This window comes from Staphylococcus equorum, from assembly GCF_001747895.1.
GTDB classification, from domain to species: domain Bacteria; phylum Bacillota; class Bacilli; order Staphylococcales; family Staphylococcaceae; genus Staphylococcus; species Staphylococcus equorum_A.
Map to the genome: position 1 here is coordinate 22,092 of NZ_LNNB01000033.1, position 22,800 is coordinate 44,891.

The following is a 22,800-nucleotide window of genomic DNA, read 5'->3' on the forward strand; positions in this document are numbered from 1 at the left end:
GTTGAAATTTATGTTAATAAGGTAAAACAATTACACTATCGATACGAAATTGGACAAGATTGACACCCAGCATATCAGATAACGTTTGTTCTGTAATTATCTAGAAGAAAGTTGATAAACTTTAAAAGAAATCAGAAGGGATAAGATCATCTAATTGTAAGTGCTTTAATGAATCGAAATTCACACTTTCTATACTTTGAAGTAATTCACCATTTTTAGCTTGGTTATAATAATTAACTACTTCTGCTTGTACGTCATGGTCTTGGAATGTTTTAACTACGCCTAATATCAGTAATACTGCGATGGCCCCTTTAATGATTGTCTTCATAATAAATGACTCCTTCTATAAGTTTATATACTTATTCTATACCATTTTGTACTTTGTGACATGCGTCCCTAGTATCGAAATTATATCATACCTTAGATGTATCACGACGTTACAAGCTATTAAGTAACGTCTATTTATAAACCAAAAACAATAGGTAACCAGAAATATACGAATAGTGAGATGATAACAATTGCACACATGTTTAAAATAAATCCAGCTTTAACCATATCTTGCATTTCTAATTCATCAGAACTAAATACAGCAGCATTTGGTGGTGTTGAAATTGGCAACATAAATGCGCAGGTTGAGGATACTGCGACAATTCCCATAATAATAAATGGGTCTTGGCTAATTGCTGCGGCTAAACCAATACTGATTGGCATTAACATATTAGAAACAGCTGTATTAGACATCACTTCTGTTAAGAATAAAATAGCCGTCGATAATACGATGACGACAAGGATTAATGGTAGTGGTTCGACGAAACCTAACATACCACCAAACCATTTTGTCAGTCCTGAATCTTCAAATGCAGCAGCTAAGGATAAGCCACCACCGAATAATAACAATATACCCCATGGTAGTTTACTCATGTCATTCCATACGAGTAACGCGCCGTTAGATGACTTAGCAGGAATAAGGAAGAGTAACACAGCACCTAACATTGCTATAACTGTGTCTGATAAGTTTAAGGAAGCAGGCAAGAGACCGCCACCAATCCACAAGATACTAACGAAAAGGAAAACAATACCTGTTAACTTTTCCTCTAAACTCATTGGACCTAAATCATGTAAAGCTTTCTTTGCAAAATCTGAAGATATTTTATCGGAGTCTTCAATTTTAAATAACCATTTTGTCATTAATAAGTATAAAATGATTAACAATATAATTGTTAATGGTAAGGCGAATAACATCCATTGCGCAAAGGACACTTCTCTATTTAAAGTAGAGGAAGCGATGGCTGCGAAAACTGCATTTGGTACTGAACCAATAAGCGTTGCTAAGCCACCGATAGATGCAGAATAAGCGACAGTTAATAATAATGCTTTCCCGAATTTGTGCGCTGATTCTGGTTTGAGGAATTGTGCATCTTTAATTTCTTTTATTAATGCTAAAGCAATTGGCAACATCATGAGTGCAGTTGCTGCATTGGAAATCCACATTGAAATAAATGCAGTTGCAATCATCGTACCTAAAATAATACGATTACTATTTGAACCCATCAAAGAAATGATGGTCATAGCAATTCGTTTATGTAAATTCCATTTTTCAATTGCCAGTGCGATAATAAAGCCGCCCATATACATAAATACGATTGGATCAGCATAAGCACTCGCAGCTACTTGTTCATTTGTACCACCACTCAAAGGTAGTAATATCAGTGGAATGAGTGAGGTAGCAGGTATGGGAATTGCTTCTGTAATCCACCATGTAGCCACAAAAAGTGTGACTGCAAGAACAGCACGTGGTTCATCCGCTAAACCTGTAATACTAGGTATAAAATAAAAAATGATGAAAAGTGATGGTCCTAAGATTAAACCAATTTTTTCTTTCATATGCAAAAATCCCCCCTTGTTATTGTCTACAGTTGCAAGAATATCAATTTAAAAAGAGCAAAACAATGTATTTTTTCAGAAAATTATAAAAATTAATGAAAAATGCTGTTAAAATGTATTTAATATCTTAAAATAAAAATTTATTTCAAGGGGGGAAGTTCATGGTATTAGGTGCACTTATAGCTAAAGATGACACGTGGACGTTATGGGCTATTATTATAGTTTGGGCAACAGTTAGTTTATTCCTAGAACAGCGATACAAGTGGGCAAGTACAATTTCAGGAGCAATTATAGCACTGGTGGGGGCAATGCTCTTATCAAACTTTAAAGTGATACCAACGAGTTCACCAGTGTATGACACGGTATGGGATTTTATCGTGCCACTTTCTATTCCATTATTATTATTCAGTTCAAATATTTTAAAGATATGGAAAGAAAGTAGACGATTATTATTCATTTTCATGATTGCTTCAGTAGGGACAATGATAGGTACAGTGGTCGCATTTCTTACTTTAAATCAATGGATACCTTATCTTTCTAAAATAGGTGCCATGATGACTGGAAGTTACATTGGTGGTGGCGTGAATTTTGCAGCTTTGAGTTCTAAATTTCAAACACCTGGAGACATGGTTTCTTCGACAGTAGTTGCTGATAACAGTGTTATGGCACTGTATTTCATATTACTTATAGCCCTTCCATCAATGCCTTGGATAAAAAAACATTTTACTACTAATTATAAAACTGAAACGACACCTGAGACACATCAGTCATTTTGGCAACCGAAAAAAATTCAATTATTAGATATTGCATTTTCAATGGCAAGTGCGATTGCGCTTGTGGCAGTTAGTTTCAAAATAGCAGAATTGATACAACTATGGGTACCTAAAAGTAATCTCATATTAACAATTATTGTATCTTTCTTTGGTGATTCATATTTATTATTAACAACATTGACATTAATCGTTGTTGCTGTCTGGGGAGATTTCTTTGAGAAGTTAGCAGGTGCATCAGAAATCGGCACTTTCCTTATTTATATATTCTTTGTAGTCATTGGTACACCGGCTTCATTTGCTACAATTATTACAACTGCACCATTGTTGTTTGTTTTTGTCATTATTATTTTGATTTTCAATTTAGGTTTAAGTCTTATTTTAGGTAAGCTCTTTAAATTTAAAATTGAAGAAATATTGTTAGCAAGTAATGCAACTGCGGGAGGACCTACTACTGCAGCAGCATTAGCTATTGGAAAAGGCTGGTCTGGTTTAGTGGGACCGATACTTATTATTGGTACATTGGGTTATGTAATAGGTAATTATGCCGGAACAATAATGTATCAATTACTTATCCAACTAGGATAAATTGTAAAAGGTGCTAGAATACGTAGTTGTATTTGACGAAATTTAGTGAGGGAGGGGTAAATGTATGAGTGAAAAAGAAAAGATGTTAGCAGGTGAATGGTATGACGCTAACTTTGATGAAGCTTTGGATGTTGAAAGAAATAAAGCGAAAGATCTTTGCTTTGAATTAAACCACACAAAGCCGAGCAATTCAGAAAAACGCAATGCAATTTTAACTGACTTACTCAATAACAAGCCAGATAATTTAGAAATATTAAGTCCATTCCAAGTAGATTATGGCTATAATGTTTTTTTAGGAAATAACGTATTTGTAAATCATGACTGTTATTTTATGGATGGCGGAAAGATTTTCATTGGAAATCATGTCTTTATAGGTCCTAAATGCGGACTTTACACGGCTGTTCATCCTCTTCAATATCAACAAAGAAATTCAGGATTAGAGCAAGCATTGCCAATTACTATTGGAAATCATGTGTGGCTAGGGGCCAATGTTGTAGTTTTACCCGGTGTTACGATTGGTGATGGAGCAGTCATTGGGGCAGGTAGCCTTGTGGCGAAAAATATTCCAGCAAATGTAGTAGCAGTCGGGATGCCAGCAAAACCTATCAGTAAAATAGATAATTAATAGATAAAAAGCGATGATAGCATTCATTACGTAATGGATGTTACCACCGCTTTTTTCTTGTACATAGTGTAAATAATCATGAAATATAAAAATAATCTACAATAGTCATTATCATTAAATCGTGTAATATTAAAAAACAAATTAAAACAATGTAGAAAAATATTCCGCGGAGCTTAAATTTAAAATAATAAAATTGTTCGGAATATAATAGTGAAATGTGTTAAGATATAAAAATGTGAGTGAAAAGGTAAGTAGTATAATTGTAGATTAATATATAAGATAGATGAATCTGATTTTTAGAAAGGAATCGATAAATCCGCTTATAGTTAGAATTGAAACAATTATTTCCACAGAAAACATAACTACTTCAAGAAAAGGAAAGAGGCATTTCAAAGATGGATATATTAATTGGAACTTTGTTTTTAGTTGTAGTATTAGCGTTATTTACACTGTTTACATATCGAGCACCTATGGGTATGCGTGCAATGGGTGCTTTAGCAAATGCTGCAATAGCAACATTCTTAGTTGAGGCATTTCATAAATACGTAGGTGGCGACCTATTAGGTATTAAATTTTTAGGTGAACTTGGTGATGCTGCTGGAGGTCTTGGCGGTGTAGCTGCAGCTGGACTTGTAGCATTAGCTATCGGTGTTTCACCTGTATATGCTTTAGTTATAGCTGCGTCATGTGGAGGGCTAGATTTAATACCTGGTTTCGTAGCTGGGTATGTTGTTGGTTATCTAATGAAATATGCGGAAAGAAAAGTACCAGATGGTATAGATTTGATCGTAGGTATTTTAATTATTGCACCATTAGCAAGATTAGTTGCGACGGGTATTACCCCATTAGTAAATAATTCATTGTTAAAAATAGGTGATATCATTCAAAGTTCTACAGAAATCAACCCAATTATTATGGGTATTATTCTTGGTGGTGTTATTACAGTAGTAGGAACAGCACCGTTAAGTTCTATGGCTTTAACGGCATTACTTGGTCTGACTGGTATGCCAATGGCAATTGCTGCTATGGTTTCTTTCTCATCATCATTTATTAACGGCACAATGTTTAATAAATTGAAATTAGGTGATCGTAAATCAAGAATTGCTGTTTGTATTGAACCGCTATCTCAAGCAGATATTGTATCGGCGAATCCCGTTCCAATATATACTGCGAATTTTATAGGTGGTGCATTGGCAGGTGCGGTTATCGCTTCTTCTGGAATGGTAAATGATGCAACTGGTACGGCAACACCACTAGCTGGTTTCTTAGTCATGTTTGGATTTAATGATCCATTGAAAATTTTCATTTATGGCGCAATTATCGCTGTTATTGGTCTAATTGTAGGCTATGTATGTTCTAAAATTTTCAAAAATTATCCAATTGTAACGCAAGAGGATATAGAATCCCGTTAAAACATACGCTGTAATGCGTTGAACTATAAAATATTGATGAATAAAGGACGTTTAGATTTTTCAAATGAAATCTAAACGTCCTTTTATTTTTGAGATAGTTGAAACAGTAATAGCTAACTAGTTATTAATCACTGATTTGACTATTAAGTATATCTGTAATAAACATATGTCCTGGTGCGTGGGTTATCATCAATTCTGGCTTCGCATTTAGAGCGATAGATTGTGGTGTCACACCACATCCCCAAAAGACAGGAACTTCATTTTCTTTTATTGTGGCAGGTTCTCCAAAATCAGGTTTTGTAATATTATCAATACCTATTTTAGACGGGTCGCCAATATGTAGTGGAGTCCCATGCATATTTTTAAAACGCGAAGTAATTTCAGTTGCTTTAATGGCTTGCTGCATTGTCATAGGGCGCATGCTTACGGTGATATTACCTGTGAATTCGCCACTTGGTTCTGCAGGTATATCAGTGATGAACATAGGTACGTTGTGCTCTTCTTCAATATGTCGAATCGGAATGCCGGCTTCTAATAGCGCATGTTCAAAGGTGAAACTACAACCGATTAAAAAGCTAACCATATCATCATTAAATAGATGTGTGACATTTGTTGGTGATTCAACAAGCTCTCCATAACGATAGACGCGATATTCTGCCACTTCTGTGCTAATATCTGCATATTTTCCGTAGAAAGGAAATGTGGTAGAACCTTTTTCTGATACATCTAAAAGTGGACATGTTTTCGGATTTCTAAAACAAAACCTTAAAAAATCATATGCATAGCTTGAAGGTAGAATAACGACATTAGCTTGTACGTAACCTTTAGCCATACCACTTGTAGGATCAGTAAGCTCGCCATTACTAATCATTTCTCTTAATTTATGTGGTTGTATATTATCTAAATTCATAAAACCATCCCCTTAATTTAAGACTTAGCGTTAGTTTAGCAAAAATAAGTCATAACAGTTAAATATATGTATATTCCAAGTTTATAAAAATCCCCTCCATTAGTTAGAGAATGGAGGGGGATTATTTTATTTGTCGTTATTATTTTCGTTTTCTTTATCATTTCTATGTTCTTTGTTTGATTCAGTTTCTTTATCATTACTAATAGTGCTTTGTTTATCATTTGCTGAATCATCTTTTGAATCGCTAGTATCCTCATCTTCACGCTGTTCAAGTGGAATTGAATAATCTTTGTCATCATCTATATGTGTCATTTTAAAATGTTTCGTTGGTTCTCTACGTAGCGCACGCATTAGTGACACAATCATTAAGAGTAAGATAATAGAGAACGGGAGCCCAGTGACGACAGAAGCGGTTTGTAAACTTGTTAATCCACCAGCAATTGTCATAGATACTGAAATTGCCCCGATTAAAACGCCCCAAATTATTTTGTGCTTCGTCTTAGGATTTGCTATGCCACCTGTTGCCATGCCCGAGACAATATGTGTTGTTGAATCAGCACTTGTGACAATAAATATAAATATCAGTGCGATTGCTAAAGCACTCGTAATGTCAGCAAGAGGGAATTTAGACAATAATTCAAACAGGGCTACGGTATAGTCTTGATCTACAACATTAGCAATATTATCATTCTCGTTGAGTGCAATTTTAACTGCAGTGCCCCCAAAACCAGCAATCCAAGTAAATGAAATTAGTGGTGGAATAATGAGTACGCCAACGATAAATTCTCTTATCGTACGTCCGCGTGAAACGCGCGCAACGAATCCACCGATAAATGGCGACCACGAAATCACCCATGCCCAATAGAAGACTGTCCATTGTTGAATCCAGCCATTGTCTCCAGTGTATGGGCTAATACGTAAACTATACTCAATAAAATGGCGCAAATAATCACCAATTGCTAAAGTGTATGATTCGAAAATAAATTTTAAATCACCAAAAATGAACATAAAGATAAGGAGCAAGGCACCTAATCCTATATTTATGTTGCTTAGCCATTTCACGCCTCTATTTAAACCAGTTGCTGCTGAAGTTAAGAAAATAGCTACCATTAATACAGTAATAGTGATTTTAGTAATATTATTATTAGGTACGTTGAAGACGTGTTCTAACCCGCCGCTAATTTGCATAATACCTAATCCTATTGAAGTTGCGATACCCATCACTGTCGCAATAATAGCTAAAATATCGATGATGTTTCTGTAAGGACGCTTATATGCTTCGCCAAATACAGGCTCCATCGCTGTTGAAATGAGTCCGTCACGATTTTTTCTGAATTGGAAATAAGCAACCGTGAGTCCGGCAATTGCGAATATAGACCATTGTGAAATACCCCAATGGAAGAATGTATAACCCATTGCTACTCTTGCAGATTCAGCGGACTCATCTGCGACCGTGCCTGGGAAGGGAGAATGTAAATAATGACTTAATGGTTCAGCCACACCCCAAAAGACAATCCCTACACCTAAGCCTGCTGAAAATAACATCCCAATCCAAGAATGCATAGAGAACTCAGGCTCTTCATCATCTCTACCTAATTTAAAGCGTCCGTAACGCGATACAGCTAGCGCTATTAAAAAGATATCTAAAATAAAAATAATAACTAAGAATAACCATCCGAAAGAATTTGATATGTAGTCATAAACTTGTTGTGCGTATGTTCCAAACCCCTTTGGGAAAATACCAGCAACTAAAGTGATGAGTAAAATGATAGCTACTGAGATAATATAGACCAAATTACGATTTTTTCTTTTTCTTTTATGTTTATTATTCATGGCGTTTTTTAATCATTCCTTTGTTTATTTAGGTAATAATTAGATACCCTTATTATTATCTTGATATTCATTGGGCTAAATTTGTTTGTTTTAAGGTTTAAATACAATAGAATAGATTGAGTAGTCATAAGATTGCATAACGTTATTTGTGTGGGGTATATAATCAATGAAGCAAGAAGTAAATTCCTGAGGAGGAAAATTATGAAAAGAACTGTGGAAAAAATATTAACCTGGGTAGGCATTATCTTACAGTTTATCTTAATATTTTTAATGGCTATCGTAACGCCATTTTTAAATGATGCGAGTGTGAAAGACTCACTCATACAATCAATGAATAATAGTCAAGAATTTAACCAGTTATCAAGTCAAATGACACCGTCACAATTATTAGAGATGGCGAGTAGTTTGTTTATTATAGCTTTAGGAGCGGTTATCGTATGTACAATTATTGCGATTATATTTGCATTATTAATCAATAAAATTCCTAAGGTATCAGGTGTAGTACTGATATTAATTGCAATTGTTACAGTATTTACATTTAATTGGATTACCGCATTATTGTGGTTAGTAGCTGGTATTTTATTATTAGTAAGAAAAGCCGATAAACCAAACTATGAAGGCGTTAATCATTCAAATAACAGAAGCAATACAGACAATCATTATCAAGAGAGAAATGCTGAATTAAAAGATGAATCACCTGAACAACATTCTGATGACAGAGACTTTACAGAGCAAGGGGAACTAGGCGATGATAAAGAAGAAGCATCGACTTCTGGTGAACATACGTATCAACGTCGCCAAGATCGTAAAGATAAATAAAAATGGAACAAAGTCATTTTAAGAAATTAAATGGGAGACTTTCATGGTGAACGTAAGTTGATGAACGGTAACACTATGAATAATAAAATAAAGAAAGAGGACTAGCTGTATTTTACAATTAGCTAGTCCTCTTTTAATTATTGCATTTTTATATATAATTTTTCATTATAATTTGTTAGTTTACTAATCCATTTTGCCGTGTTTATAACTTTCGTATACTTTGTCATAATTGATGTGTCCAATACCACCTACCATAAATTTTCCGAGTTTGAATAAGTTGAATACATATGCTAAACAAACTGATATTGTAACTGTGAGGATGAAAGTGAAAGCAATATTTCTTAATGAACTATCTGCTCTCAATAAACCTAAATCATGGACAAAGAAGTAATGAACTAAATATATACAGAATGAGTAGTTACTTATAAATAATACGAATTTTGGTACATATTTTACATAGGATGAGAATAAGAAAAATAGCAAGATCACCATTGTGACATAAAATGGTATATCAAAGCGTTTAGATTCTACCCAAGTACTAACACCGAATAAATAGTTACTAATTAATATACCCGCTGACAAGATTGTGCCAAAAACAATAAGCCAAGTATATTTTTTAATATTCTTCATGAGAGACTCATAATATATGCCTGTGTAAAAACCAAGTAAGAAATAACTAATCCAACCTAAAAAGAGCATCCAACCTTCTCTTCCCCAAAACAATCCTAAAATTGGATTTTCTGATGGGGGTACAAATTCTCTAAATGCCCAATACAATGTAGCGAATATTGTTGCACCAATAATTACAGGAATAGGTTTCCATTTGATGATGTATTTAGCAAAGAGAATGTGTAGTATATAGAATTGGAAAATAATTACAATAAAGTATGTCACAGCGCCACCGTGAAACATCGTATTTGAAACATGTCCAAAGTAATCTTCTAATGTCTCAGGTTCAAAATAGAAATATGAGATAGCTAGATTAACCACGATATAAGGGATACCTAAATAAATCAATTTGTTTTTAAAGAAACCAGGTTTTGTTTTAACATGATAATTTTTCGCTAATAAAAATTCTGAAATGAATACAAATAACGGCGTACTAAACATTAGCAATAATTGAAATATTCTAATGCCAGTGCCATGTCCCACAAAATCCATTTTGGAAAACGTGGTTGTAATCGAATGAATGAGAACAATACTTAAACAAGCTATGGTACGCATCCAAAAAATAACAGACGTATATGTTTTCATAAATAGCTTAACCTCTCGATTGTTCTTTTATTTTTGAAATAAATATTGATATGATTATATTTAAGTTTAAATAGTAACATACGTAATGAGAATTCAGTGTAAATATTAGAATAAAATTTATTAAATTAACATTTACTATTTATACAATAACAACAATAAATATCAATGCATATAATAGCAAATTATAAGGAATAATGCGAAATAGGTTAGATACGATTTAATTAAAAAAAAGTGATTGTAAGCGATTGCATTTGTGGTGTGATACATATACAATAAAATCAAGAATGGAATAATTCCATTTGTGTTTTCTATTTACAAACTTACATGGGGGTAGAAAAATGGTAGTTAATTATCAGAATGAACCAGGTATCGATTTTACAGACAGTAAAAATGTAGAATCATTTAAAGAGGCTTTAAAGAAAGTTAAAGGTGAATTAAATCAAAAAATCCCTTTAGTAATTAATGGGGAAGAAATATTCACAAAAGATACGTATCAATCTATCAACCCTGCCAATACTACTGAAGTTATTGCAGAAGTTTCAAGAGCAACTCAATCAGATGTAGATAAAGCATTTGAGTCTGCAAATGAAGCTTATAAATCATGGAAGAAATGGTCACACAAAGATCGTGCTGAATTTTTACTTAGAGTATCGGCAATTATTAGACGTCGTAAAGAAGAAATCTCAGCAGTGATGGTTTACGAAGCAGGTAAACCATGGGATGAAGCTGTAGGTGACGCAGCAGAAGGTATTGATTTCATTGAATACTATGCGAGATCAATGATGGAATTAGCGGACGGTAAACCAACATTGGATAGAGAAGGAGAACATAATAAATACTTCTATAAACCAATTGGTACTGGCGTTACAATTCCACCATGGAACTTCCCGTTTGCAATTATGGCTGGTACGACATTAGCGCCAGTAGTTGCAGGAAACACCGTACTTTTAAAACCAGCAGAAGATACACCATTAACTGCATATAAATTAATTGAAATTTTAGAAGAAGCTGGATTACCAAAAGGTGTTGTTAACTTTGTACCAGGCGATCCAAAAGAAATCGGTGACTATCTTGTAGATAGTGTACACACGCATTTTGTAACTTTCACAGGTTCACTTGCTACAGGTACTCGAATTTTTGAAAGAGCTGCAAAAGTACAAAAAGGACAAAAGTTCTTAAAACGTGTTATTGCTGAAATGGGCGGTAAAGATGCAATCGTAGTTGATAAAGATATTGACACTGATTTAGCAGCAGAATCTATTGTAAGTTCTGCATTTGGTTTCTCAGGACAGAAGTGTTCAGCATGTTCTCGTGCAATCGTACACAAAGATGTATATGATGAAGTATTGAAAAAATCAGTTGAATTAACTAAGAATTTAACATTAGGCAATACTGAGAATAACACGAACATGGGACCAGTTATTAATAAAAAACAATTCGACAAAATTAAAAATTATATTGAAATTGGCAGTAAAGAAGGTAAATTAGAGTTCGGTGGTGGTACGGATGGTACTACTGGATACTTTATTGAACCTACAATCATCTCAGACTTAAAATCAAGAGACCAAATCATGCAAGAAGAAATCTTTGGCCCAGTTGTTGGCTTTGTTAAAGGTAATGACTTTGAAGAACTATTAGACATTGCTAACGATACAGATTATGGCTTAACAGGTGCTGTAATTACTAATAATCGTGAAAACTGGATTCATGCAGTTGAAGAATACGATGTAGGTAATTTGTACCTTAACCGTGGATGTACTGCAGCAGTTGTTGGCTATCACCCGTTCGGTGGTTTCAAAATGTCAGGTACTGACGCTAAGACAGGTAGCCCAGACTACCTATTAAACTTCTTAGAACAAAAAGTCGCTTCAGAAATGTTCTAATTAAAATTATAAAATAATTTAAAAGCCTCTCATTGCTTTGCAGTGAGAGGCTTTTTGGTGTGAATTTATTGTTTTACGTCTTTACTTTGATATTAATCATTTTATGAAAGATTTCATCTATTTCGTGTGCGGGACGTTTGATATTGTGGTCGCGCATCCACTCCATAAAACCAAATAAACTTGCGCCATATACATAAAAAATCAGTTCGATTGGAACACTCGGATCTACAGAAATACGTGACATATTATCTTTAATGTCATTTTGTAATACACGGATGAAATAATTTGTAATCGTTCGTTCAAAATCTTTGTCTTCTATTTGCTTTTCTTTAACTTTGTTAAGTTCATCGATATCTGTTATTGTTTTTTCCATAATAGTAAATGGATTGTTAATACGTTCTTTAAAATCAATTGAAAAATAATCTTTCATTAAATAAGTAATTAAATAAATGAGTAAGTCATATTTATCGTAAAAATGTTTATAAAAAGTTGTTCGATGTACCAAAGCTTCATTGCAAATTTGGTTTACAGTAATTGTTGAAAAGGGTTGTTTTTCTAAGAGATCATAAAAGCTCTTAGACAGCGCGCGTTTGGTTTTAATAACACGAAGATCTTTTTCATTCATTCTACACTTCTCCTTTTTTGTAGTTTAAATAGACACATTCGCATAATTAGTTCTTTTTATAATGCGGCTGAGCTTGTAAAATGTTAATATAAATAATCTACACTATATGTATAAACTATAACGTTGATTAAATTAGGAGGCAATAGTTTGGCAAAGTTTTTGTATAAATTAGGTTCGTTTATTGCAAAACATAAATGGTGGAGTGTAGTTGCATGGGTCGTTTTACTCGTAGCAATTATTATACCGCTTACAATAAGTTCACCTAAATTTGATAATGACATCACTATGAATGGTTTAGAGTCACTCGATACTAACAAAAAAATTGAAGATGAATTTAACCAGGATAGTGAAAAAGCTCAAATAAGGATTGTATTTAAAAGCGATTCTGAGAACGGCATAGTTAAGGAAGACATGACTAAAGATATCAAAGACACATTGAATGACATCAAAGACAATGATGATGATATCAAGAATGTTTCAGATCCTTATGATAATAAACAAATAAGTAAAGATAAAACAACTGCTTTTGCAGATGTCAATTATGATGTGTCTGCTACAGCTTTAAAAGCAGATTCTAAAGATAACGTGAAAGATGAAGTTGAAAAATTAGAAGACAAACATAACGTACAAGCTGAATTAATGGGTACAGGCATGGAATCTACTGAAATTGGTGGTGCTTCAGAAGTAATAGGCATTATCGTAGCATTCGTCGTACTATTAATTACTTTTGGCTCATTTATTGCTGCAGGTATGCCAATCATTAGTGCATTACTTGGCTTAGGCACAGGTGTAGGAATTATTTCATTACTTACTTACGCCTTTGATATTCCAAACGTTACATTGACGTTAGCCGTTATGATTGGACTTGCAGTTGGTATAGATTACGCACTGTTTATACTATTTAGATATCGTCAAATAGTGAAGACAGAACCAGATCATATTAAAGCTATCGGTTTAGCTGTAGGTACAGCAGGTAGTGCTGTTATCTTTGCTGGTGTAACTGTAATTATTGCAGTTTGTGGGTTAGCACTCGTTGGCATAGACTTCTTAGCAGTCATGGGTTATGCATCAGCTATTAGCGTATTAGTAGCGGTAATTAGTGCATTAACATTATTACCTGCAATAATCAGTATTTTCCATAAGAGTATTAAGCCTAAACAAAGTAAATCAGAATTTGAAGGCGATGTTGATACAGCTTGGTCAAAATTTGTTGTAGGTAAACCTTTAGCAGCAGTCTTAATTGGTCTTATTATTTTAGTAGTAGCAGCAATTCCAATTAGTGATATGCGCTTAGGCATTCCAGACGATGGTATGAAATCGGAAGATACAACACAGAAAAAAGCATATGATATTATTTCTGACAAATTTGGCGAAGGCTATAATGGTCAAATTGCTATGCTTGTGAATGTTAAAGATAAGAAAGATGATCCTCAAGCATTACAAAAAGATTTACAAGATATGACAAAAGATATTAATGATATGGATAACGTGGATATGGCGACGCCTCCACAACTAAGTGATAGTAAAGATTATGCCTTAGTTGCTGTAATTCCTGAAAAAGGACCTAACGCGCAATCTACCAATGATTTAGTCCATGATTTAAGAGATTATAATGATGATGCAAAAGATAAATATGATTTCAAAACAGAAGTCTCTGGTCAAAGTGTAATCAACATTGATATGTCTCAAAAATTAAATGAAGCAATTCCATTATTTGCGAGTGTCATTGTAGCGTTGGCATTTATTCTATTAATGGTAGTATTCCGCTCAATCATTATTCCATTGAAAGCAGTGCTAGGGTTTGTATTATCATTAGTAGCAACACTTGGCTTTACGACATTAATCATGCAAGAAGGATTTATGTCTGGTCTATTTGGTGTTGACACTACAGGACCATTACTCGCATTCTTACCAGTGATAACAATCGGTTTATTATTTGGTCTCGCAATGGATTATGAAGTGTTCTTAATGTCACGTATTCATGAAGAATACAGTAAGACACGTAACAACGAACATGCTATCAAAGTAGGTATTAAAGAAAGTGGCCCAGTTGTGGTAGCTGCAGCATTGATTATGTTCAGTGTGTTCATCGCATTTGTCTTCCAAGATGACGTGATGATTAAATCAATGGGTATAGCACTCGGTTTCGGTGTGTTATTCGATGCATTTATCGTACGTTTACTATTGATACCTGCACTTACACAGTTGTTTGGTAAAGCATCGTGGTATATGCCAGCATGGTTAAACAGAATTTTACCAAGTGTAGATATTGAAGGTCATGAATTACAAAGTATGATGCCTGCTCAAAAATTCAGCGCATCAAAAGAAAGTTATGATCGTACATTCAACATTCACCAACAATCAACTACAACAACTAAAAATAACAATGAAATTCCAGTTGATAGAAAAACTAAAATGTTATATGACGAGATTGCGCAACAAACGGCGCAGACAGATTTCTTATATCAAGCATTAGAAGACTATCAAGCAGGTAAAAAACAACCGCATTATTACAGCGATAATAATGATGCTAACAATGTAGATAACAGTACAGAACGTCATACAACATCAAGTACAGAAAACAAAGATGAAGACGTTATGTCGCTGTTAGCACAACAAAGTAAAAACATTAACAAGTTGAATGAATTAATCGAGAAAACGATAAATAAAAAATAAGTTTAATTATATTAAGATGCTTAATTATTAAGAGCATCTCTTACTGCCAACAAAATCCCGGATTTTGTTGGCAGTTTTTTTGTCCAAAGATCAATAAAATAGCATAGATTATAGCCGGATTTTTAATTTTTAATTTTTAATGAACCAAACAATGTAACAGCAGCATAAAGGATGGATTACGCTTTGTGTTAGTGCTGAGAAGTAGATTGACGGTATGGAAATAGAATGAAATATATGGATACCAGAAAGGCGATATTTTTATTGTTGATGATTATATTGATTATGCTCCCATCATTTAAAGAAGCATCACATCTACGTCATTTACCAAAGGGTCTAACACATAAATTACACTCAAAAAGTATATAATGTAAATAAGTTAAATATATTTAATGTAGGAGGAATTGTCATGGTGAAACAATTAATAGATATATTGAAAGAGAAAGAAAACCGAATGATTGAGATACGCCGCTATCTTCATCAATATCCTGAGTTATCTTTCCATGAAGAAGAAACGCCTAAGTATATTGAAGATTTTTATAAAGATAAAGATTGTGAAGTAGAAACGAATGTAGGTCCGAATGGTTTGAAGGTGACAATCGATAGTGGGAAACCTGGTAAGACGATAGCAATACGTGCTGATTTTGATGCTCTACCAATTCAAGAGGACACGGGGTTAGCATTTGCTTCAAAAAATGAAGGTGTGATGCATGCTTGTGGTCATGATGCACATACAGCATACATGCTAATTCTTGCTGAAACACTTATCGAACTGAAGGATCAATTTAAGGGTAAAGTTGTTGTTATTCATCAACCTGCTGAAGAAGTGCCTCCAGGCGGTGCACAAGCGATGATTAAAGATGGTGTCTTAGATGGAGTCGACCATGTATTAGGTGTCCATGTGATGAGTCATATGCCATCTGGTAATGTATATTACCGTGAAGACAATGTACAAACAGGTAGAGATTTCTTTAAACTTAAAGTGAATGGGCAGGGAGGACATGGTTCTTCACCACATACGGCAAACGACAGTATAGTAGCTGGAGCATATTTTGTTAATGCTTTACAAACGATTGTTTCGAGACGCTTAAATCCTTTTGAAACAGGCGTCGTAACGATTGGTTCATTTGATGGCAAAGGACAATTTAATGTGATTAAAGATAGTATTGAAGTAGAAGGCGATGTACGTGCCTTGACTGATGATACCAAACATACGATTAAAAAAGAGGTTAAACGTTTAACTGAAGGCTTAGAGGCAATGTTTGGTGTGACATGCGAATTAGAATATAATGATGATTACCCTGCATTATACAATGATCCAGAGTTCACAAAATTTGTTGCAGAATCTATTGAAAACGCTGATACAGATGCGATTAAAGGTATAGAAAGATGTGAAGCACAACCACCATCTGAAGATTTTGCATATTATGCTAAAGCTATACCTAGCACATTTATTTATGCGGGTGCTGCCCCTGATAATGGTGACATTCATCCTCATCACCATCCTAAATTTGATATCAGTGAAAAATCATTACGCGTAGCAGCTGAAGCAGTAGGCGTTACGGTATTCAATTACTTAAAATAAATTATTAAAACATCAAATAAAGGTTGTAGCTTATTATACTGGGCTACAACCTTTATTTTTGTGCGCCTATGATTTTATTCTTATTTTACATGTAGTTTATGTAGTCACATTAAAGTGTATATATAGAATAATAAAAAAATGAAAAAGGATGATTAAAATGAATGCGGATAAAAAATTAAGTGAATTGCTTGAAGATTATAATAAGCCATTAAAAAAATTATTCAAATATGATAAGTCAAAGGCACTTACATTTGATAAAGAAAGTAGAAGTGCAGTCCAAGAACAAAAAGGTATTTTTGTTATCTTTAAAAATAAAAAACCATTATATGTAGGGCAAGCAGGTGGGTTTATGACGGGATATAAACTTACTCAAAAAGATTTAAATGATAAGCTGGCACAATTCAATGTGAAATCAGATGCTGGTACAGCAAAATTTAGAAAAGCCTATGTAGCGCAACAAAATTTAGATGAATCAGAATTAAAAAATATTAAAGCTGAAGAACATAATTTGAAATTCCAATATATTAAAGTTAAAGGTAACCCAGCACTCATTAATATCTTGGAAATACTTGCTTTAGAATATGCGAAAGAAAATGATGTCGAATTATATAATTTTCTATAAAATCACCTGAAGTCAAAGCGGTGAATAGGAAGAGGGTTGATTGCTATGAATATAAGAAATTTCAATATTCGGTTTCAACACCATGATATTAAAGTGAAATTACCTAAAGGATATTTTAAGCGTAACGCTGGTCCATACCCTTTAGTTGTTGTTCAAGATGGCGATGATTTATTTAAAGATATTGAACGAGAAGTCATATTTGTGGGGTTACTGCCGAATGATGATGATACAATTTATGCGTCTTGGCAAGATGTAGTCGAGGATGAAGCATTTTATAAAGCAGCGGATGATTATATCTTATGGATTTCTGATGAATTGTTGCCTTATTTAAAAAAATGTTTCAATATATCTGAACAACGTAGGGATATAAGTATTGCTGGGGCGTCACTAGGTGGATTAGTTGCGCTTTATGCTTTATTCAAGAAACCTGATGCTTTTGGCACATATATACTGCTTTCACCTTCAATATGGTATCCAGGCTTTCTAACATTTATGAAGCAACAACATATTATTAAAGCAGAAGAACATGTTTACTGGTACATTGGCATGCTTGAAGATGAGCAACATCCAGATATCAATACCAATATCTTAGCTCAAACTGAGCAAGGCGTAGACATTTTAAATGAACTCTTAATTTCTGAGCAAATGTCATTTCACTTCGTTACAAGTAATAAAGGGCTACATCAGAAAATGTATTTTAAAAAATACTTTAATAAAGCGGTAAAAAAATTATTTTAGTTAATATACCCACGAAAATATGACAAATTATAGTCATTAGTTATCAGAAAATTCAAAATAACGGCATGTAAATTCTGACCTTTATGTTTAATTAATGATAATATTTAAAGTGTAAGAAATTTTAAAAGAAATCATCGTGCACTAAAATGTGTAATAATCTCATTTGTAAAATACGAATACAAGTGTCTTTTGAAATTCTAACTTTATATTATTAACAAACATAGGGGATGCTTTTATGGTAGAAAAAATGAAACAAATTTCAGGGGGTAAATTGTTGACGGGTATTGTATTATCAATATTAACTTATTGGTTATTTGCCCAATCATTTTTAAATATTGGGCCTCAAATCCAGTCAACTTTTGGAGCTAGTCCAGGTATAGTCAATATTTCTATAAGTTTAACGTCATTTGTTACCGGTGTGTTTATGGTAGTAGCTGGTAATATTTCAGATAAATTTGGTAAGGTAAAGATGACACGTATTGCACTCATACTAAGTATCGTTGGTTCACTTATGCTTATCGTCTCAGGTAACGTTGTATTACTGATTCTAGGTAGAGTTGTGCAAGGTTTATCAGCAGCAATTATCATGCCAGCGACGATTTCCATCGTCAATGACTTTTTTGAAGGGGACGAAAGACAAAAAGCATTGAGTTTTTGGTCAATTGGTGCGTTTGGTGGTACAGGTTTATCATCCTTCTTTGCAGGAGCGATGGCAACGTTTATATCATGGCAATCTATTTTTATTTTGTCGATTATATTATCGCTTGTAGCGATGATGTTATTAAAACATTTACCAGAAAGTGAATTAATTAAAGACAAAACAAATCGTTTTGATTATGTTGGACTGACAATATTTGTGATTATGATCGCGAGTATTAGCTTTGTCATTACGCAAGGGTATAAAATGGGGTGGCTGAGCACACCGACATTAGTATTATTAGCTGTCTTTATCATATGTGTATTTATGTTCTTCAAAGTAGAACGTGGCAAAAAAGTGCCGTTTATCGATTTGGAATTATTTAAAAATAAACCTTATATAGGCGCAGTACTTGCGAACTTCTTACTTAACACAGGCGTTGGTGTCATTGCTTTATTTAATATGTATGCGCAAGGTGGATTGAAATTTAGTGCGTTCCAAGCAGGTTTACTTACTTTACCGTACTTAATTACACTACTTATTGTTGTGCGCTTAGGTGAAAAGAGTATTAAAAGATTTGGTGCGAAACGTGCGTTGGTTATCGGACCAATATTTACAGCAATAGGTATATTATTATTTAGTTTAACGTTCTTTGGTACCTCAGGATATATCGTTGTAGCGTTAATTGCATCAGTCTTTTTTGGTGGGGGTACAGGTCTCTTTGCAACACCTGCATTGAGTACTGCAGTTTCAACTACACCACCAGAAAAAGTGGGCGTTGCTTCCGGTATATTTAAAATGGGCTCAACACTTGGTGGTGCCTTTGGTATTGCGATTATGACTTCTATTTACACAGCGATTATGCAAAGCGGACAAAGCGTACATACAGCGGCAACAACAGGTTTTATCGTTGGTGCTTGTATCGTTGGTTGTGGTGTTCTAGCAAGTGCATTAATCATACCAACACGTAAAATAAATACGTAAATATTAAAATTAAAGACCATTGTAACGTTATCGTTGCAATGGTCTTTGTTATGTTGGATGATAAAATACACTATTCATCATGCATTTCTGATTTTTTATATTTATGTGCCAAATGTAAATCATGCGACAATGCAATAAGCGGTCTAACCGTCATCTGTACACTACCGATTACAAACAGTATTGTACCTAATGTGACAGTAGAATCACTAAAAAATAAAAAACTACCTATTAAGAATATGATGCCAAGAACAACATCGTTTAATTGGTATAGTGCTTTATAAATCATTGTGAGACGTTCAGATCTTTGAGGTGTATTAAAATTTAAATCAGCACTTTTGTTAATAGGATTTTGTTGATTTGATTTTGACATAGAAAGGCCTCCCATACATATCTTGAGTTGTCTTACTCATTCCCTTAATGGTTTACATAAAACCAAGAAAGATTTATGATAAAACAAATTCAGAAGGACAGAAAGAGGGGAGCATCATGCATTATAAAAGATACTATCAAGCACCTATAGGACGCATTGCAATAACATCTGACGGAGAGCATATCACTGGCTTGTGGCTACCCAATCAAACCGATTTCGAATTAAAATATGATGATAAGTTAGTTGAAACAGAACAACCGATCTTTGATAAAGTAGAACGTTGGTTAGACGCGTATTTCTCAGGAAATATTCCGGAAATTGATTTTCCTTTAAAAGCGTCAGGTACGGAATTTCGTGAACAAGTCTGGGCAGCACTTTTAGAAATACCCTATGGCAAGACAGTAACTTATGGAGAAATCGCACAAATAATAGGGAAAAAAAGAGGTAAAACCCAAATGTCGTCACAAGCAGTGGGTGGTGCAGTAGGCAACAATCCAATTTCAATTATCATTCCCTGTCATAGAGTTGTTGGTAAAGATGGTAGCTTAACAGGTTATGGTGGCGGCATTGATACCAAAATCGAGTTACTTAAATTAGAAAAAATGGATATGGATGCATTTTATAGACCGAAATACAGTACGAAGCCTTGAGCCCGTAGTATTGAGAAGTAAATTATTTTTTCAAAAACCACTCTTAAATACGCTTGTAAGTTGTAAAAAATCTCTAACTAAGTTGATAATTTAACTCAGTGTGGTATTCTATTACACGTCTTTGCTAAAAATTTAAGGGATGGTGAGCATTTTGCCAAAAGAGAAAAAACAATTTTCAAGTGTATTTATATATTCAGCTGCCATCATAGGATTACTTGTTTTGGTTGGCGCAATTTTCCCACAACAATTTGGGAGTATTACAGGTAGTGTGTCTACTTGGGTTTCAGATACATTCGGTTGGTATTATATGTTGTTATATACTGTAATATTAGGCTTTTGTGTGTTTCTAGCATTTAGCCCAATCGGTAAATTAAAGCTAGGTAAGCCATCTGACAAACCTGAGTTTCATACGGTGTCATGGTTAGCAATGTTATTTAGTGCAGGTATGGGGATAGGTTTAGTATTCTATGGCGCATCAGAGCCTATTTCGCATTATTTAGCACCGCCAACTGCAGATCCAGAAACGAAAGCTGCAATGGGTGAAGCATTTCAAGGCACGTTAATGGATTACGGTTTTCATCCTTGGGCTGTGTACGGTATTGTTGCGTTAGCACTAGCGTATTCCCAGTTTCGTAAAGGAGAAAATGGTCTAATTTCAAAAACGTTGCGTCCTATCTTAGGAGATAAAGTAGATGGACCTATTGGAACTTTTGTTGATGTATTAGCAGTTTTTGCAACAGTAATTGGTGTTGCGGTTTCGTTAGGTATAGGTGCGATTCAAATTAACGGTGGTCTAAATTATTTATTTGGCATACCAGCTAATTCATTAGTTCAAGGTATTATTATTGCAGTGGTTACTGTCTTGTTTTTATATAGTGCGTGGAGTGGTTTAAGTAAAGGTATCCAATATTTAAGTAATTTAAATATGGTATTAGCAGGCTTACTACTCGTAATCGTTTTTATAGTGGGACCGACACTACTCATTTTAAATATGATGACAAGCAGTACAGGAGACTATTTAAATACCATTGTATTTAACAGTTTTGATGTTGCTCCATTAAACGAACAAAAGGCGACTTGGTTACAATCTTGGACGATATATTATTGGGGTTGGTGGTTGAGTTGGAGTCCATTCGTTGGTATATTTATCGCTCGAATTTCAAAAGGACGTAGTATTAGAGAATTTATTATTGCAGTATTAGGTGTACCTACAGTAATCAGTATTATATGGTTTAGTGCTTTTGGTGTAACAGGTATCACAGTGGGTCAATCAAACTCTAAAATATTTGAGATGCCGCCTGAGACGCAACTATTTGGAATCTTTAATGAATTACCCTTTGGGTTTATCCTTTCAATCATTGCCTTAGCGCTTATTGCATCATTCTTTATTACATCTGCAGATTCAGCAACTTATGTATTAGGTATGCAGACTGCACGTGGCACGTTAAACCCTTCAGGCTTTGTTAAAATTGTCTGGGGCTTAGCATTAGCAGCTATTGCATATGTCTTATTATTAGCTGGTGGGGATACTGGTTTAGACGCCTTACAATCAGCTGCCATTATATCCGCACTGCCGTTTAGTTTTGTAGTGATATTAATGATGATTGCTTTATATAAAGATGCAAACAAAGAACGGAAATATCTAGGTTTGACATTACAGCCCAATAAAGAGCGATACGAAGCATATACTCGTAAAATTGAACAAGAACAACAACAACAAGAACAAGCGGAAAAATAATTACGTTATAACATGATACGTACATAAAACAGAGGAGATACAGTCGTAAATTGACAAATATCTCCTCTGATTTTGTTTATTGAATAAAAAGAAAAGAGGCTGGGACATATCACATGTCTTAGCCTCAGTTTTTTATATTGGCAGTGGCTGACTGAATTGAAAATGCGCTTATATCAAGCTTTTTTCAATTCTAGTCAGCT

The 22,800-nt window shown here is 34.1% G+C and carries 19 protein-coding genes; 12 read left to right on the plus strand and 7 right to left on the minus strand.

The window, feature by feature from the left end; all coding sequences use genetic code 11:
* Nucleotides 1–121: 121 nt before the first annotated feature.
* Nucleotides 122–328, minus strand: a complete 207-nt coding sequence (locus AST02_RS13150; RefSeq protein ID WP_069818160.1) for a hypothetical protein — start codon at nucleotides 326–328, stop codon at nucleotides 122–124.
* A 134-nt stretch (nucleotides 329–462) separates the two neighbouring features.
* Complete coding sequence (locus AST02_RS13155; RefSeq protein ID WP_069818161.1) at nucleotides 463–1,884, minus strand: SLC13 family permease; 1,422 nt, start codon at nucleotides 1,882–1,884, stop codon at nucleotides 463–465.
* A gap of 161 nt (nucleotides 1,885–2,045) precedes the next feature.
* Here AST02_RS13155 and AST02_RS13160 point away from each other — a divergent pair, with 161 nt between their 5' ends.
* From AST02_RS13160 to AST02_RS13170, 3 genes are all read left to right on the plus strand, one after another.
* Nucleotides 2,046–3,242 carry a DUF819 family protein gene (locus tag AST02_RS13160; protein ID WP_069818162.1) on the plus strand — a complete coding sequence of 399 codons (1,197 nt, stop codon included), beginning with the start codon at nucleotides 2,046–2,048 and terminating at the stop codon, nucleotides 3,240–3,242.
* A 64-nt stretch (nucleotides 3,243–3,306) separates the two neighbouring features.
* Complete coding sequence (locus tag AST02_RS13165; protein WP_069818163.1) at nucleotides 3,307–3,867, plus strand: sugar O-acetyltransferase; 561 nt, start codon at nucleotides 3,307–3,309, stop codon at nucleotides 3,865–3,867.
* 395 nt (nucleotides 3,868–4,262) lie between these two features.
* A complete protein-coding gene (locus tag AST02_RS13170; RefSeq protein WP_069818164.1) occupies nucleotides 4,263–5,279 on the plus strand; it encodes a PTS sugar transporter subunit IIC in 1,017 nt (338 codons plus the stop codon).
* Between the two features lie 124 nt (nucleotides 5,280–5,403).
* Here AST02_RS13170 and AST02_RS13175 read toward each other — a convergent pair whose 3' ends face one another.
* Both AST02_RS13175 and AST02_RS13180 read right to left on the minus strand, forming a co-directional pair.
* A complete protein-coding gene (locus AST02_RS13175; protein WP_069818165.1) occupies nucleotides 5,404–6,189 on the minus strand; it encodes a putative hydro-lyase in 786 nt (261 codons plus the stop codon).
* Nucleotides 6,190–6,315: 126 nt separating this feature from the next.
* Entirely contained in the window at nucleotides 6,316–8,022 is a 1,707-nt protein-coding gene (locus AST02_RS13180; protein ID WP_069818166.1) for a BCCT family transporter, read from the minus strand.
* Between the two features lie 201 nt (nucleotides 8,023–8,223).
* On the opposite strand from AST02_RS13180, the gene AST02_RS13185 reads away from it, so the two are divergent.
* Nucleotides 8,224–8,841, plus strand: coding sequence for a DUF4064 domain-containing protein (locus AST02_RS13185; RefSeq protein ID WP_069818167.1), 618 nt, complete (start codon nucleotides 8,224–8,226; stop codon nucleotides 8,839–8,841).
* Between the two features lie 183 nt (nucleotides 8,842–9,024).
* On the opposite strand, the gene AST02_RS13190 is transcribed toward AST02_RS13185, so the two are convergent.
* Nucleotides 9,025–10,095 (minus strand): acyltransferase family protein, encoded by a 1,071-nt coding sequence (locus AST02_RS13190; RefSeq protein ID WP_069818168.1) that lies wholly within the window; start codon nucleotides 10,093–10,095, stop codon nucleotides 9,025–9,027.
* A 338-nt stretch (nucleotides 10,096–10,433) separates the two neighbouring features.
* Between AST02_RS13190 and pruA the strand changes: the two genes are divergently transcribed.
* Nucleotides 10,434–11,978: an L-glutamate gamma-semialdehyde dehydrogenase gene (gene pruA, locus AST02_RS13195; protein ID WP_069818169.1), complete on the plus strand. Its 1,545-nt coding sequence runs from the start codon at nucleotides 10,434–10,436 to the stop codon at nucleotides 11,976–11,978.
* Nucleotides 11,979–12,051: 73 nt separating this feature from the next.
* Here pruA and AST02_RS13200 read toward each other — a convergent pair whose 3' ends face one another.
* The gene (locus AST02_RS13200; RefSeq protein WP_069818170.1) at nucleotides 12,052–12,603 is read right to left on the minus strand and encodes a TetR/AcrR family transcriptional regulator; all 552 of its coding nucleotides are present in this window, start codon (nucleotides 12,601–12,603) and stop codon (nucleotides 12,052–12,054) included.
* A gap of 147 nt (nucleotides 12,604–12,750) precedes the next feature.
* Here AST02_RS13200 and AST02_RS13205 point away from each other — a divergent pair, with 147 nt between their 5' ends.
* The 5 genes from AST02_RS13205 (at nucleotide 12,751) to AST02_RS13225 (ending at nucleotide 19,842) form a co-directional block, all read left to right on the plus strand.
* Nucleotides 12,751–15,279: an MMPL family transporter gene (locus tag AST02_RS13205; protein ID WP_069818171.1), complete on the plus strand. Its 2,529-nt coding sequence runs from the start codon at nucleotides 12,751–12,753 to the stop codon at nucleotides 15,277–15,279.
* A gap of 406 nt (nucleotides 15,280–15,685) precedes the next feature.
* Nucleotides 15,686–16,861: a M20 family metallopeptidase gene (locus AST02_RS13210; RefSeq protein ID WP_069818172.1), complete on the plus strand. Its 1,176-nt coding sequence runs from the start codon at nucleotides 15,686–15,688 to the stop codon at nucleotides 16,859–16,861.
* 157 nt (nucleotides 16,862–17,018) lie between these two features.
* Complete coding sequence (locus tag AST02_RS13215; protein ID WP_069818173.1) at nucleotides 17,019–17,483, plus strand: hypothetical protein; 465 nt, start codon at nucleotides 17,019–17,021, stop codon at nucleotides 17,481–17,483.
* A gap of 45 nt (nucleotides 17,484–17,528) precedes the next feature.
* A complete protein-coding gene (locus AST02_RS13220; RefSeq protein ID WP_069818174.1) occupies nucleotides 17,529–18,221 on the plus strand; it encodes an alpha/beta hydrolase in 693 nt (230 codons plus the stop codon).
* Nucleotides 18,222–18,456: 235 nt separating this feature from the next.
* Nucleotides 18,457–19,842 carry an MFS transporter gene (locus tag AST02_RS13225; protein ID WP_069818175.1) on the plus strand — a complete coding sequence of 462 codons (1,386 nt, stop codon included), beginning with the start codon at nucleotides 18,457–18,459 and terminating at the stop codon, nucleotides 19,840–19,842.
* 70 nt (nucleotides 19,843–19,912) lie between these two features.
* Here AST02_RS13225 and AST02_RS13230 read toward each other — a convergent pair whose 3' ends face one another.
* Nucleotides 19,913–20,212 (minus strand): YrhK family protein, encoded by a 300-nt coding sequence (locus AST02_RS13230; RefSeq protein ID WP_069818176.1) that lies wholly within the window; start codon nucleotides 20,210–20,212, stop codon nucleotides 19,913–19,915.
* Between the two features lie 116 nt (nucleotides 20,213–20,328).
* Here AST02_RS13230 and AST02_RS13235 point away from each other — a divergent pair, with 116 nt between their 5' ends.
* Nucleotides 20,329–20,862, plus strand: a complete 534-nt coding sequence (locus tag AST02_RS13235) for a methylated-DNA--[protein]-cysteine S-methyltransferase (RefSeq protein ID WP_069818177.1) — start codon at nucleotides 20,329–20,331, stop codon at nucleotides 20,860–20,862.
* Nucleotides 20,863–21,001: 139 nt separating this feature from the next.
* On the plus strand, nucleotides 21,002–22,600 hold the full coding sequence (locus tag AST02_RS13240) for a BCCT family transporter (RefSeq protein WP_176721559.1): 1,599 nt from the start codon (nucleotides 21,002–21,004) through the stop codon (nucleotides 22,598–22,600).
* Nucleotides 22,601–22,800 lie beyond the last annotated feature (200 nt).